This is a genomic window from Chryseobacterium sp. CG10_8, assembly GCF_058117085.1.
This window is the reverse complement of record NZ_JBYVEB010000085.1, coordinates 1-13,895: the sequence shown is the minus strand read 5'-3', so window position 1 is coordinate 13,895 and position 13,895 is coordinate 1. Positions and strand designations below refer to the sequence as shown.

General features: G+C 35.2%; 12 protein-coding genes and 3 tRNA genes. 7 read left to right on the top strand and 8 right to left on the bottom strand.

Annotation, left to right across the window (positions count from 1 at the left end):
• The first annotated feature begins 341 nt into the window (after positions 1 to 341).
• Positions 342 to 863, top strand: a complete 522-nt coding sequence (locus tag AC4AGG_RS12535) for a hypothetical protein (protein ID WP_489772348.1) — start codon at positions 342 to 344, stop codon at positions 861 to 863.
• 28 nt (positions 864 to 891) lie between these two features.
• Here the strand turns inward: AC4AGG_RS12535 and AC4AGG_RS12530 are convergent, their stop codons facing one another.
• The 7 genes from AC4AGG_RS12530 to AC4AGG_RS12500 all read right to left on the bottom strand — a co-directional run bounded on the left by AC4AGG_RS12530 (position 892) and on the right by AC4AGG_RS12500 (position 5,020).
• The gene (locus AC4AGG_RS12530; RefSeq protein WP_489772347.1) at positions 892 to 2,094 is read right to left on the bottom strand and encodes a glycosyltransferase; all 1,203 of its coding nucleotides are present in this window, start codon (positions 2,092 to 2,094) and stop codon (positions 892 to 894) included.
• Positions 2,095 to 2,120: 26 nt separating this feature from the next.
• Positions 2,121 to 3,227 carry a hypothetical protein gene (locus AC4AGG_RS12525; RefSeq protein ID WP_489772346.1) on the bottom strand — a complete coding sequence of 369 codons (1,107 nt, stop codon included), beginning with the start codon at positions 3,225 to 3,227 and terminating at the stop codon, positions 2,121 to 2,123.
• 37 nt (positions 3,228 to 3,264) lie between these two features.
• Positions 3,265 to 4,113, bottom strand: a complete 849-nt coding sequence (locus AC4AGG_RS12520; RefSeq protein WP_489772345.1) for a hypothetical protein — start codon at positions 4,111 to 4,113, stop codon at positions 3,265 to 3,267.
• Between the two features lie 160 nt (positions 4,114 to 4,273).
• Entirely contained in the window at positions 4,274 to 4,528 is a 255-nt protein-coding gene (locus AC4AGG_RS12515) for a GIY-YIG nuclease family protein (RefSeq protein ID WP_489772344.1), read from the bottom strand.
• A gap of 47 nt (positions 4,529 to 4,575) precedes the next feature.
• Positions 4,576 to 4,649: transfer RNA gene (locus AC4AGG_RS12510), tRNA-Arg, on the bottom strand.
• A 198-nt stretch (positions 4,650 to 4,847) separates the two neighbouring features.
• Positions 4,848 to 4,922 (bottom strand) — tRNA-Pro (locus tag AC4AGG_RS12505).
• Positions 4,923 to 4,937: 15 nt separating this feature from the next.
• A tRNA-Ser gene (locus AC4AGG_RS12500) sits at positions 4,938 to 5,020 on the bottom strand.
• Between the two features lie 130 nt (positions 5,021 to 5,150).
• On the opposite strand from AC4AGG_RS12500, the gene AC4AGG_RS12495 reads away from it, so the two are divergent.
• From AC4AGG_RS12495 to AC4AGG_RS12480, 4 genes are all read left to right on the top strand, one after another.
• Positions 5,151 to 6,167 (top strand): N-acetylmuramoyl-L-alanine amidase, encoded by a 1,017-nt coding sequence (locus AC4AGG_RS12495; protein ID WP_489772343.1) that lies wholly within the window; start codon positions 5,151 to 5,153, stop codon positions 6,165 to 6,167.
• 48 nt (positions 6,168 to 6,215) lie between these two features.
• Positions 6,216 to 7,061, top strand: coding sequence for a glycosyltransferase family 2 protein (locus AC4AGG_RS12490; protein WP_489772342.1), 846 nt, complete (start codon positions 6,216 to 6,218; stop codon positions 7,059 to 7,061).
• Entirely contained in the window at positions 7,058 to 8,698 is a 1,641-nt protein-coding gene (locus tag AC4AGG_RS12485) for an amidohydrolase (RefSeq protein WP_489772341.1), read from the top strand. Before AC4AGG_RS12490 ends, AC4AGG_RS12485 begins: the two co-directional genes overlap by 4 nt.
• A 76-nt stretch (positions 8,699 to 8,774) precedes the next feature.
• Entirely contained in the window at positions 8,775 to 9,836 is a 1,062-nt protein-coding gene (locus tag AC4AGG_RS12480) for a hypothetical protein (protein ID WP_489772340.1), read from the top strand.
• A gap of 48 nt (positions 9,837 to 9,884) precedes the next feature.
• Here the strand turns inward: AC4AGG_RS12480 and AC4AGG_RS12475 are convergent, their stop codons facing one another.
• Complete coding sequence (locus AC4AGG_RS12475; protein WP_489772339.1) at positions 9,885 to 11,363, bottom strand: lipopolysaccharide biosynthesis protein; 1,479 nt, start codon at positions 11,361 to 11,363, stop codon at positions 9,885 to 9,887.
• A 292-nt stretch (positions 11,364 to 11,655) separates the two neighbouring features.
• On the opposite strand from AC4AGG_RS12475, the gene AC4AGG_RS12470 reads away from it, so the two are divergent.
• The gene (locus AC4AGG_RS12470; RefSeq protein ID WP_489772338.1) at positions 11,656 to 13,329 is read left to right on the top strand and encodes an alpha-amylase family glycosyl hydrolase; all 1,674 of its coding nucleotides are present in this window, start codon (positions 11,656 to 11,658) and stop codon (positions 13,327 to 13,329) included.
• Positions 13,326 to 13,847 (top strand): TlpA family protein disulfide reductase, encoded by a 522-nt coding sequence (locus AC4AGG_RS12465; RefSeq protein ID WP_489772337.1) that lies wholly within the window; start codon positions 13,326 to 13,328, stop codon positions 13,845 to 13,847. The genes AC4AGG_RS12470 and AC4AGG_RS12465 overlap by 4 nt, the downstream gene beginning before the upstream one ends.
• Positions 13,848 to 13,895 lie beyond the last annotated feature (48 nt).

The following is a 13,895-nucleotide window of genomic DNA, read 5'->3' as shown; positions in this document are numbered from 1 at the left end:
TAAAGTTCATAAATGCTTTACTATGAAGGCTTACTTCCTGTTTTTCATGCTTTTTTTGCTCATTTTTGTTTGGTCAAGAATCAGAAATTTATTCCAATGGAATTTTTGATTTAGAAGAAAATACAACTCAAAAAATATTCACCAACGATACGCGAGTTCGTCAATCGACAGACTTGAAAGCACTGATAATTGATTCCTTGAAGAGTAATCAAGTCGTTAAGATTTTAGAAAAGACCAAGGTGATTTTACAACTTGACGAATGAAGTGCGCCATGGTACAGAATATCCTATAAAAAGGGAGAGCAGGAATCACAAGGGTATATTTGGGGTGGAAATTTGTGTGTGGGTTATCGTCATAGAGAAGGACTGGATTTTCTTTTTGGAGTTTTCAAATCAGAAAAGAAATTTGATAAAAAATTTCAACAGGAGTATATTGGAACTGTTGGTGGTGTTAAAGCCATGAAAGGGCTTGAGTTGTTAGATGAGCAAGTTTTTGAATCAGGAGTTGGAGAATCCCTTAATTTTGGAAGTTTTCAGTTGATGGAGAAAATGGGTTTGAAAAACGTTGATTACGTCATTAAAGCGGAAGTTCTCGGGGCAGCTTGTGGAATATCAAGTCATACTCAATATCTTTTATTTACGAACGGAAAATTGATTTTGCTTCCTCAGTTAATGAGTGTTGGCGAAGCTGGAATTTATTCGCATTCGGAGGAGTTAATTTTCCCCAACGACGAAGGAGGAAAATCGAATCACATCATCTATCAAATGGAAGATATTGAAGTTGATGAAAACGAAAAGGAAACCAAAAAATCCGAAAAGGAACTTTACGCTTGGGACGGTGAGAAAATTAAACTTATCAAATAATCTTTTTCACTCAGTCTCAACCTCAATTTCACTTTCTATTCTTCTCCTCAATCCATTTGCTCATATATTTGGTAGAATTCAGTTGATGATGTTGTAGAATTTGTCCTAAAAAATTGTGGTTACGGTGCTTTTGTAAATGAGTTTCTAACTCTAAAATTCGTTTTTTGAAAGGCTCTGCAAAAAGCGTTTTTTTGAATCGATTTTCAATAATGTCGTAGCCGTTTTCTTGAGAGGTTTTCCAGATATTTTTGTTGGAATAAAGTTCAATTGATTTTTTGACAAATTGAGCTTCGTCGTCTTCAATAAAGCCATTCCAGACAAGATTTCCATTCATGGCTTCTGCACCTATTGAACTCGTTACGTTGGGAATTCCATATACCATACTTTCCCAAAGTTTGCCCTTCAAACCAGCTCCAAAAGGAATAGGCGCTAATAAAACCCGATATTGACTGAAAATGTTTTTAACTGAATCCGCTCTTCCTTTAACAATAAAACCTTCTTTTTCATTATGCAATTGAAAAACCTTTTCGGAAGCATAAGCGCCATAAATGTGAAGCTCCGAATTTGGAAGTTGTTGTCTGATGTTTTTCCAGATTTTTTTGAGTTGAAGAACCGTTTGCCAGTTGGGTTCATGTAGAAAATTTCCAATGCTAACAAAGTGTTGACGTTCTTCGAATCCCTTATTCGATTTTGAAAAATCACTTGTTAGAAAAGGAAGGTAAAACAAAATTTCTGGGTTGATATTGAATTGATTTTGAAGCAAATTCATTTCGAATTCAGAAATAATTAAAGACAAATCGCACCTCAAAATAGAAGCGAGTTCTCTTTTGAAAACATCATTCAATAAATCTTGGTTTTTGAAAGGTTGGTTTTGCTTAAAGGCTTTTTGTCTCGCTTCTCTCAGAAAATGTAAGTCTTCCGTATCCAAAATCTTAACCGCATTTGGGCATTGTTCTGAAACACGCCAACCGAATTGTTCTTCACTCAAGTAACGGTCAAACAAAACCACATCTGGATTCAGACTTTTAATTAAATTATCAAAAGAAGAATCATTGAGCTCAATCTTCTGAATTTCCATTTTTTCAGAAAATTCAACATTGTTGGCTGAGGTTAGAAAGGTAATTTTGTAACCCCAATCCTTAAATAATTGGATGATCTGCATCATCCGATGTCCAGCTCCTGTAGAAGCAGGTTCTGGAATAACAAGGCCAATAATAACGAGGTGTTTCACGGATGCAAAAGTAGGGAAACGAAATTCTATTTAGAACCGTCTTTAAGTTTTTTTAGACCGAAATTCTTTTTCCAATTTTCGATTTCTTCATCATTATTCCATGCATTAGTCTTTATTTTTGCGTCTATGAATTCGAATCTTTTGTTGTTTACATTAAAAACAGCTTTTTTTGACAACTCTTCAAGTGTGTCTAGACCCATTTTTTTTCGCTCATTATTAATTTGAGAAACAATTTTTTCAATTTCAGGTTTCCTATTCTGTGGATCAGAAAGTGGATGGACATAACAACAATCGAGATATTCATTGATGTTGTCCAGTTGTTTTTGTTGTTCCACCGGGTCGTCACTCAGTTTAAGAAAGGCTTGGACATTAAAAATATTTGAATTGTAATTACTTTTTCCATTATTGAGATCGATAAGAAAAACAGCATTCGCGGGAGTTATTTTACCTTCATTCAGAGCTTTTAGCAAAATTTTAGAAAAATTAACCCTTTGTGGGCTATACAGGTTAGTAGCCAGTTGATGCCAAATTATATAATAAAAATTTTGAAAAAAAACTTTATTAGCAGAAGATAATCCTATTTCATATTCACTTGGAAAGCCTTTAGATTGTATCAGTTTCAAAAGTTTGGTCGAATTAAGGCTGTCTCCTTTAGTCATTTCTTTTTGAAACTTTTTGTAGTCACCTTTAGAGAGTTTACGGTAGTATTGATCTTCTAAAAACAGAGAATCCAGTACATTTTTATAACTTTCGTCAAATGCAATCTTACATTTTTTTTCTTTCTTATCGATTAGATCCTTGTTTTCTATTGCGAAACTTTCGTCAAAAGGATATTTCAAACATCTTAAAGAATGATATTGTTGAGATGCAAATTTTTTATCCTTTAGTTGAATGGTAACTTGCATACTATTATAAATATCGACAGCAGGAGGTTTTTTATTTTTAGAAAATCCTTTTTCGTAGAAAGTTAAAGCAGAGTCTAAATTATTCCCTACGATGTTCCTTTCTGCATTATTAATATTTTTGTAATAGGAAATTAGTTTCGGATTGTTAAGCTCATAATCTTGAGCTGTTGCGTTAACAATGAAGAAGTGGAGAATCAATAGGGTGGTTAGCTTTGAAAAAAGTTTCATTAATTATGTTTTTAGTATTAACGAAGAAAGACTTTGTTTATTGAGTAACCAAAAGATTCCTTGCGGCTTTTATAGAGCATTTTTGATATTTTGAATAGGCTGCTGCTGCTCTTGTTCGGATTTGTTCGTTGGTTTCATTGTTGAGGTAACCTGTCAAGGCATCGTGTAAAGTGTAGGCTTCAGGTGCCATCAATCCATTGGTCCAAACCAAAGGGTTAACATTGGCATTTTGTATATGTGGCTGAAAATAATATTTACTGTAGCAAGCCAGAATAATGATATCACGTTTTTGTTGATCTGTATTGGTGAATTTTTCATCTACTTTGAAATCCATTAGGCCATCATGTCCAATGTAGGAGACCAACTTGGAATTTCCCTTAATTCCTAACGTCTTTCCATTGATTTTAATCGTATCTTTTTCCAAACCTGCACTGCTGTTAAGAAAATCAATGGTGGTTTGTTTGATGTATTGTCCATCATAGGCGTCAGCAACCAAATAATAATTTTTTGTTTTGTGTTTGAAGATAGCACGTTCTAAAATGACCTTATCAACAGTTCTATTTTTTAATAATTTCCAATCTGCACTGTTTTTGAAATAAGATTTAATACCATATGCTGTGCCCCAATACAAGTTGTTTTGCGGGTCTTGACCGTTTCCAATTTTTGCAGGGACAGGAACGATTCCTTGAAACTTGTTATCGCATAAGGCAACCATGACATGAATGGTTTTGATGTCTTTATCAAAATTGGTAATCTGTTTCAGGCTTTTTGCTGAGACTGAGTCTGATTTTGAATTTTTAGTATCTCCAGCTTGTGTTGTTTCCGCTTTGTGATTGCAGCTTATCCATGAAAACATGCTTAGGGACAGCATGAATAAATATTTCATATTTGTGTTGTTTTTGGAGAAATAAAATTACAAAATAATCAGTAGATTATTCTTTTTTGAAGAAATTAAAAAACAAAAAAGGGAAATCATTTTTGATTTCCCTTTCGTGAGCGCGACAGGATTCGAACCTGTGATTGTCCCGACTTATGGTCGGGATGCTCTATCCAGTTGAGCTATCAATAAGTTGTTGAATTTTTATTTTGCTTTTCCAACTTTTTATTTGAAGTTCTCTTTTGTAAGCCTCGCTTTTTGTTTCGTATTTTTCAAAATAAACGATTTTCCAGTCTTTCGCCCTAGCCGTAAATCCCGAATGATTAGATAAGTGTTTTCTGATTCGCTCGCTCAAATCTTCGCAAGTATGACCAATATAGAAATGGTCTAAATTTTCAGAGTATAAAATATATACAAAACACATGAAGTAAAAATAACAAAAAAGGGAAATCAAAAATGATTTCCCTTTCGTGAGCGCGACAGGATTCGAACCTGTGACCGTCTGCTTAGAAGGCAGATGCTCTATCCAGCTGAGCTACGCACCCATTTTTTTTAAAAGTAACTCGAACCTGTGACCGTTCCGATTAAGTCGGAATGCTCTATCCAGCTGAGCTACGCACCCATTTTTTTTAAAAGTAACTCGAACCTGTGACCGTTCCGATTAAGTCGGAATGCTCTATCCAGCTGAGCTACGCACCCATAGTGCTAAAACTAAAAAATTCCCGAAGGAATTTTTTAAAAAGTCGGGGTGGCAGGATTCGAACCTGCGACCTCCTGGTCCCAAACCAGGCGCGATGACCGGGCTACGCTACACCCCGAATGATTCCCGATTGCGGAGGGTATGAGATTCGAACTCATGCGACCCGAAAGTCGACAGTTTAGCAAACTGCTCCGTTAACCACTCCGGCAACCCTCCTTACAATTGAATTTTAATGATCTTCTGTTCCTCAATTGCGAGTGCAAATATAAAACAGTTTTCTATATCTACCAAAATTTTTTACACAAAATTTTTCTTATTTTTGAGCGACATATAAAAAATAACAAAAATGCATAAATCGTTTATAGCCTTTGCGGCATGCCTTTTTGCCGTTTCTTGCACATCGCAAAAACCGGTAACTAAAACAAACACAGATAAAACGCTTCCGCAGAGCGTAACAACTCCGACAACTCCCGTGCCGGTAAAGAAGCCCGAGGTTACCAAAATCCAAGGGATTGAATTTTTTAAACAAAATATTGGAGATGCTTCAAAAAATGATAATACCATAAGTTATGGCTCTATAGTTTCAGCTAATCCACTTGGGTATAGAGTCGTGAAAACTCATTTTCCTGCCGTAGCACAAAATTTTAGACAACGGTATTTAATTGTTCATTATACCGCATTGGATCATGATAAATCGGTGAGAGTTTTGACTGAGCAATCAGTAAGCGCGCATTATTTAGTAAATAAACTAGAAGATAAAGAGATTTATCAATTAGTAGATGAAAATAAAAGGGCTTATCACGCTGGTATTAGTTCTTGGCGTAATGATAAAAATATGAACGATAATTCTGTCGGGATTGAGATTGTTAATGATGGTTATGTTGTAGACTCGCTGGGGAAAAGAGTTTTTGCACCTTTTGATGAAATGCAAGTAAGAAAAGTAGCTGCTTTGATGAAAGATATTTCGAATAGATATCAGATTCCGCCCACCAATATTTTGGGACACTCTGATGTTGCGCCTACTAGAAAACAAGATCCAGGTCCCGAGTTTCCGTGGAAAATGCTTTACGACCAATATCAACTAGGAATGTGGTACGATGAGGTAACTAAAGAGAAATATATGAAACAAGCATTAGCTACAAATATACAAAGTCAGCAATCTGCATCTTCTTTTATTTTTGAAGTCCAGTCAGGTTTACAAAAATTTGGATACGACATCAATCCTTCCGGATATTGGGATAATCAAAATAGGAAAGTGGTAGAAGCTTTTCAGTATCATTTTCGTCCGACAAACTTTGATGGGATCGTAGATGGTGAAACTTGGGCTATTTTGAAGGCTTTATTAGAAAAGTATCCAAGATAATTGTTAATATTGCGCATCAGGTTTTGATGCGTTTTTAGATTATTTATTTTGAAAGTTTTAATTATTATACCAGCTCATAACGAAGAAGTCTTTTTGACGGAAACTTTACTATCGTTAAAGAATCAGATTTTCTCAGATTTCTATTGTGTCATCGTGGATGATGGTTCAACAGATAAGACGGGAAGTATCGCAGATGAATTTGCGAGACATGATGAAAGGTTCGAGGTTTTGTATTTGGAAAAATCCGAGCATTCTCCTGGAGCCAAAGTTGTCCATACTTTCAATAGGGGTTTGGAATCGCAATATTGGAATGATTACGATGTAATTTGTAAATTTGATTCAGATATTATTTTTCCGACCAATTATTTAGAAAAAATTGTCAGGGAATACGAAAGAGATTCAAGAGTAGGGATGGTTTCTGGTCTTGTTTATGTTGAAAAAGATGGAGTTTGGGAGCACGAAAACCTTTCTGACAAAGACCATGTAAGAGGTCCTATTAAGTCCTATCGAAGAGAATGCTTTGTGGATATCAATGGGCTAAGACCTATTTTGGGTTGGGATAATTTGGATATTATGTTGGCCAAAATGCACGATTGGGAGGTGGTTACCATCAAAGATTTGTGGGTGAAACACCTTCGTCCAACTGCGCAAAAATATAAAAACGAAAGAGCACGGAAGATGGGAGAGTACTTTTATAATATTGGACTCGATTATCCGTTAGCAATGCTATCTTCACTCAAGTCATCTTGGAGGAATTTGTCATTGTTTGAGTTTTTTGTGACGATGAATTCTTATCGAAAACAAAAAGCAGAATTAAATCTCTCTGATGAAGAAAAAGAATTTATCAGAAAATACCGTTGGGAAAAAATGTTAAAGAAATTAAAGCCCTTATGAAAAAACAACTGTTCCTTTTTATAATAATGATAGGAAGTTTGGCTTCTGCCCAAATCAAAGTTCGGGTTGATGTCATCATTAAAAATGCAAAAATATATACTGCTAATGAGACTTTTGACGTGGGTCAATCCATGGCTATTTTAGAAGGCAAAGTACTGGAGGTAGGAAGCGATTCTGACATCGCATTGAAGTATGGCGCACCCAAAATTCATGATATGAAAGGCAATGTCATCGTTCCTGGATTTATTGATGCGCATTGTCACTTTACGGCCTATGCTTTGGATTTGTGGAAATGCGATTTGTCTGGAACCAAATCTTGGGATGAAGCTTTGGGGAAACTGACTACTTATGCCAAAGATTCACCGATAAAGTGGATCTATGGAAGAAGTTGGGACCAAAACGATTGGGGAGTTAAAGAATTTCCGACCAAAGAGAAACTCGATGAATTATTCCCGAACAAACCAGTGTTTTTGAAGCGTATTGATGGACACGCTGCCATTGCTAATCAAAAAGCATTAGAAATGGCAGGGATTACCTACAAAACAGAAGTGGTTGGAGGTGAAATTGAGAAGAAAGATACGATTCTTACAGGGATTTTAATTGATAATGCAATGGCTTTGGTAGAGAAGCATATTCCTGAAGTTTCTGAAGAATTAGGATTTAGTTATCTAAAGAGTGTTCAGAATGATTGTTTTGCGAATGGCTTGACAATGGTTCATGACTGTGGGATTTCTGAGAAAATGTTTGCATTTTTAGAAAAGTCTCAGAAAAAAAATATTTTGAAAATGAGGGTTTTTGCTTTGTTAGAAGATGACCCTTTAACCTACTCTACTTGGATTGGTAAAGGAAGGTTTACCAACGGAAATATCACTTTTGGAGGATACAAAGTCTATTCTGACGGAGCTTTGGGTTCACGAGGAGCGGCCTTGATTGAGGATTATAGTGATAAAGCTCATTGGAAAGGATTTTTACTTAAAAATAGTGACGAACTTTCTTTGCTTGCAACTCAGCTTAATTCTTCTAATTTGCAGTTGTGTACACATGCCATTGGAGATGCAGCGAATAGAGAAGTGCTTAGTACTTATGGTAAAATTTTGGGTGGAACCAATGACAAGCGTTGGAGGATAGAGCACGCACAAGTGGTAAAACCGGAAGATATTCCTTTGTTTGGGAAATACAGTATCATTCCTTCGGTTCAGCCGACTCACGCTACTTCTGATATGTCTTGGGTAGAATCTAGATTGGGAAAAAAACGTCTCACAACTTCTTATGCCTACAAAGAATTATTGAAACAGAATGGTTGGATTCCTTTGGGGACGGATTTTCCAGTGGAAGAGATTAATCCTATAAAGACTTTTTATGCTTCAGTCGCTAGAAAAGATACTTTAAAGAAGGATGGCAAGGCATTTCATCCAGAAAACGCTTTAACTCGCGAAGAAGCACTTAGAGGGATGACGATTTGGGCTGCAAAAGCAAGTTTCGATGAATCCAAAAAAGGAAGTTTGGAAAAAGGAAAAGTAGCTGATTTTGTTGTTTTAAACCAAGACTTGATGACAGTACAAGAGGATAAAATTTTGGATACCAAAGTCTTAGAAACATGGATGAACGGTGAGAAAATCTATACTGTAAGTAAATAACTAGATGTTAACTTTTTTTAATTTCAACTTATTGTATTACAATATTTTGAATTAAATTTTCAGTTCTTTTGACCTCATGACTTTGGATAATCCGACTGCAAGAATTGCCTATATCGAACTCGATACCCATGCTGAAATTGTCAATAATTTTAAGTTACTTATTGAGCAGTCAAAGCAGATTTCGGCGGATTTCTATTGTTCGAAAAAGATTCTGAAAAGGCTCAATTGGGAGAATGAAGAGCATGTTTTTGAAGTTTTAAAGGAAACCGTTATTAATCAACTCGAAGGTAAAAATTATGATTTGATAATCATAGGAACCGTGCATCGGTATTTTCAAATTTTTAAGCAAATTTCCGCGAATTTCCCTACCGCAATCATTGTTCACAACAAAAATTTTTCAAAAGCTAAGAGGTTTCAGGTTTTTAAAAATATTTTTAAAAAGGAGACTTTGTATAGATTAAAACTTCTCTTCAAAGAAGGGTTGCTTTCTGCTCCCAAAGTGTTTTCTCAGGCGAAAAGTTTGTTGGTTTTGGATGAAAGTATGGTTGATGGGCAATATTCTTTTTTACCTGTTTTTTTTACGAAATTGATTTCGGAGACTAAGAAGGATTCCCTCACAATTGTGGTTCCGGGAAGTGTTTCGCAAGAAAGGAGAGATTATCAAATGATTCTTGGAAAAGCATTGAACTTCAAGTCAGAAATGAGGTTGGTGATGTTAGGAAAGGCTGAAGGAATGGAGTTGCTGTGGATAAAAGATTTTGAAAAAAAGAAACCTTCCAATGTCGAAATTACTTATTTTGAAGAAAGGGTTTCCCAACCCGAATTCGAATTTTGGATGAGAAAAGCCAATGTTTTGTGGTGTGCAATCCAACGCGAAACCGAATTTATGAGTGTAAAGGAAATCTACGGCAAAACCAAGATGAGTGGTAACATTGGGGATTGCATTTCTTTTGCCAAGATGGGCGTCTTTCCTATTGAATATAGCGGAATCTATCCATTTGTTGTAGGAACTTCCAATAATTTTGAAAATATACTTCTTGAAGCATCTTCTATTCAATATGATTTTGAAAATAGCTTTAGCGAAAAAAGCGTACTTTCTCGTTTAGAAGAAACGATTTTTAGCTTAGTTTCTAAGTAAGATTCCTTTAAATAAAGATTAATTCGTTGTAAGAAAAGCCTCTGTCCTTTAGAATTTGAATAGGTTCTTGATAAAATCCTTGTTAAGGTATTTGTCAAGCGAGTAGATTTTCAGGAAGTAGTTTCCAATAAATAAAAATACCAATACAAGAGCTGGTTTGTACACCAAATTAACAAAGTTATTCTCTGAATCTGGTAATATAATCGCTACACTAATTGCCAAAAAACATAGGATTGAGGTAAAGAGCATTTCAATCGTCAAAGGCTGCACTTTGAATTTTACATAATTGAAAACGATCTTGGTGATATTGTACAGTGTCAACGAAATTGCCGTTGCTAGGGCAACTCCAACGATTCCTAGTTGTGTGTTTTTTAAGAAATAGAAATTAAGTGTAATGGTCAAAAACGCAAGAAAAATCATCACAATAATATTGAAACGATAGTACTTGGAAAGCGAGATAATATTACCATTAAATCCGGTTGCTAAATCAAATAAAACAGCAGAACCGATAATCCAAATGACAGGCTCCGACTCTTGCAGCATCGTCCCATTTTTTATGATGTTGGCTAGATATGGAAAACCTGCCAAAATACAAGAAAACAAAACAGAGCCAATAAAGAATAAACCGAGTGAAGTCTTTTTGTGAAATCTATCCAATTCTTCCATATCATCTTCTGCAAGGTACTTGTTGATAAGAGGAGAGGAGATATTGAATAATCCCAATTGCGAGATGGAAATCAGAGATATTACATTGATGAGTGTTTTATAGATACCGACTTCTTCCATCCCAAGTGCTTCGCCAATCATTAACGTGTCAATTTTTATGGCAATATAGTTTCCTATATTTCCGAGAAATCCATAAAATCCATAATTGAGAAATTGCTTCCAAAATTGGTTTTTTTTGATAAATGCAGTTCCAAAATCGGGTGTGATTTTTTCTAATTTATTTGCATAAATAATATATCCAACTAAGGAAGTAAAAAACATTCCGAAAAAGAATAAGAAGGACCAACTTTGAGTAGCGCCTAAGAATACAAAGAGACAAAAAGCGCCTAGATTAGCCATCTTTGGCATTATATTCTCAAAAATATTAGGGATAACGATGCGCTTGTAATTGGAGATGTACCGATTGAGAAGATGACTCAATGCAAGTACAAGAATAAGTGGTAAAATAATAGCCTTAAGGTTCCACCATTGATTTTCTTTATACTGAGGAAAAAAGTAATGAAAAAGGAAAAACAGCCCGATAAAGACAATGAAATTGATAATAATTCCAGCGAAAGAAAGTGATAGCACATTCTGGTGTTTTCCTTCTTTTTGAGATTGCAGGAAAAACTTAATATTAGCATAAGAAATTCCAAATACAACCACTGGAACAAAAATTTCAGCAGTATTCAAGATGTAGTTCAGTCTTCCATAGAATTCGAAATCAAATGGAAAAACAAAATAAGTAGATAGTGCACCCAAGATAAAACCTAGGTAACCAATCAAAGTATATTTAAAGCCTTGTCTTACAACTACGCTCATTATCAGAGTTCAAAATATTAATTAGTTCTCCTTGTCTGATTTTTCCTAGACAATTCGATTTTTCACCACCTATGCAAAGGAATTCAAAAAAACTTAAAAAGATCCACAAAGGTGATAAAAATCTTGTTTTCCGAACCTGCCTCAAAAAGCATAGCGTTTAACCTCATTAATCAAGGTTTTACCCCGAAGACATTAGCAGACAAATATACAGAATTGAATTGATATGCTCCCTAGTTCAGCCTATTTTAGTGAAAAAATCAGTATATTTAGACCTTTATAATTTCAATAAAAAATGAAAAAAAATATTCTGATTTTATGTAGTGTTTTAGCGCTTAGTTCATGTAATTCTGTGAGCAAAAATCAATCTTCTTCTAATAATATTTCAACAGAGGCAAGTTTTGATTGGAATGGAGCTAATTTGTATTTTTTGGTGACAGACCGCTTTAACAATGGAGATACAAAGAACGACGTTAGCTTTGGAAGAACAGAAAAGGCAGCTGTTTTAAGAGGTTTTGAAGGTGGTGATTTGCGCGGTGTAATTAAGAAAATAGATGATGGATATTTTACTAATCTTGGAGTTAATGCCATTTGGATGACTCCTATTGTAGAACAAATTCATGGTGCAACCGATGAAGGAACAGGTAAGACGTATGGTTTTCATGGATATTGGGCAAAAGATTGGACCGCACTTGATCCTAACTTCGGAACGGAAAAAGATCTTAAAGAACTAGTAGAAAAAGCGCATAAAAAAGGAATCAGAATTGTTTTGGATGCGGTAATTAATCATACTGGACCTGTAACCGGCATTGATCCGGTTTTTCCAAATAATTGGGTGAGAACTTCTCCTCAATGTAAATATGATAACTATCTCAATACAACAGCTTGTACACTTGTTGCTAATTTACCCGATGTTTTGACAGAATCTAATGAGCCTGTTGAGTTGCCTCCAATGTTGGTGGAAAAATGGAAAAAAGAAGGTAGATATGAGAAAGAATTGGCAGAATTGAACGAATTTTTCGCTAAAACTGGTTATCCAAGAGCTGCCAAATATTATATAATGAAATGGTTATCGGACTATGTGAGAGAATTCGGTATTGATGGATATCGTGCGGACACTGTAAAACATACCAATGAAGATGTTTGGGACGATTTTCAGAAAGTTTGCGAAACTGCATTTCAAGAATATAAAAAGAATAACCCAAACAAAGTGTTAGATAATTCACCATTTTTCACTGTAGGAGAAGTGTATGGATATGGAATTTCGCAGGGAAGGGATTATAACTTTGGCGACGTCAAAGTAGATTATTATAAAAATGGTTTTCATAGTTTGATTAATTTCGACTTCAAAGGGGATGCTAACAAATCCTATGAAGAGATTTTCAGCAAGTATAACGATATTCTTCAAAGTTCCTTGAAAGGGAAGACTGTTCTTAATTACGCAACCTCACATGATGACGGTTCTCCTTTTGACGTTGATAGAAAACGAACTTACGAAACAGCTACAAAATTATTGTTGACACCTGGTATTTCTCAAATTTATTACGGTGACGAAACTGGACGTTCTTTGCATGTGAAAGGAGCGGAAGGAGATGCTAATTTGAGAAGCAACATGAATTGGGAGGACATCAAGAATAATAAAGAAACGCAAAGTCTACTTGCGTATTGGCAAAGATTAGGGCGGTTTAGAGCTCAACACCCTTCTGTTGGAGCGGGAGTTCATCAAATGATGTCTAATAGCCCTTATTGGTTTTCTCGCGTTTTGAATACAGGAAACAAGAAGGATGCGGTGGTAATTGGCTTGGATCTTGATACCAACAAAGCCATCGAAATTGATGTTTCAAGTGTTTTTAATGAAGGTGACCAAATTAGAGACGCTTATTCTGGAGCTTCGATGCCTGTCATTAATGGAAAAGTATCTTTTGCTTCAGGAAAACCAATAGCATTATTAGAAAAAGTATCTAAATGAGAATTATATTAATAATATTATCTTTTATTTTGGGTTCTTGCGCGTATTCGCAGGAGGTTCCAGCTGTAATGAAAACCGAATTGAGTAAATCTGCATTAGCACAGAAAATCACCAATTCTCAAGGTAAGAAAATCACGATTTCGGATGTGCTGAAAAAGCATAAAGGAGAAGTTGTGGTCATTGATTTTTGGGCGAGCTGGTGTAGAGACTGTATTAACGCTTTGCCTCAAACAACAAAACTAAAGGAAGAGATTCCTAATGTAAAGTTTATTTATTTTTCTTTAGATCGTTCCAAAGAGCAATGGGGGAAAGGGTTAGAAAAATTTAACCTTAAAAACAATGAAAACTATTGGTTCGATGAAGGTTGGGAGAATAATTTCAATAATTACATCGAGCTTAACTGGATTCCTCGATTTATGGTTATTGACCAGAAGGGAAAAATCGCCCATTACTATTCGATTTCACCACAAGATGAAGAAATGAAATCGGTATTGAAATCTTTGTTGAAAACAGAATAACATTCAATCTTAGAATTTTTAATCATCACTTCGAGTAGATTTTTTTTT

Excerpts from the sequence above, each read along its gene's own strand:
- AC4AGG_RS12465 (WP_489772337.1), top strand. The coding sequence starts at position 13,326 with ATGAGAATTATATTAATAATATTATCTTTTATTTTGGGTTCTTGCGCG.
- AC4AGG_RS12515 (WP_489772344.1), bottom strand. The coding sequence starts at position 4,528 with ATGTGTTTTGTATATATTTTATACTCTGAAAATTTAGACCATTTCTAT.
- AC4AGG_RS12480 (WP_489772340.1), top strand. The coding sequence starts at position 8,775 with ATGACTTTGGATAATCCGACTGCAAGAATTGCCTATATCGAACTCGAT.
- AC4AGG_RS12495 (WP_489772343.1), top strand. The coding sequence starts at position 5,151 with ATGCATAAATCGTTTATAGCCTTTGCGGCATGCCTTTTTGCCGTTTCT.
- AC4AGG_RS12470 (WP_489772338.1), top strand. The coding sequence starts at position 11,656 with ATGAAAAAAAATATTCTGATTTTATGTAGTGTTTTAGCGCTTAGTTCA.
- AC4AGG_RS12525 (WP_489772346.1), bottom strand. The coding sequence starts at position 3,227 with ATGAAACTTTTTTCAAAGCTAACCACCCTATTGATTCTCCACTTCTTC.
- AC4AGG_RS12475 (WP_489772339.1), bottom strand. The coding sequence starts at position 11,363 with ATGAGCGTAGTTGTAAGACAAGGCTTTAAATATACTTTGATTGGTTAC.
- AC4AGG_RS12485 (WP_489772341.1), top strand. The coding sequence starts at position 7,058 with ATGAAAAAACAACTGTTCCTTTTTATAATAATGATAGGAAGTTTGGCT.
- AC4AGG_RS12520 (WP_489772345.1), bottom strand. The coding sequence starts at position 4,113 with ATGAAATATTTATTCATGCTGTCCCTAAGCATGTTTTCATGGATAAGC.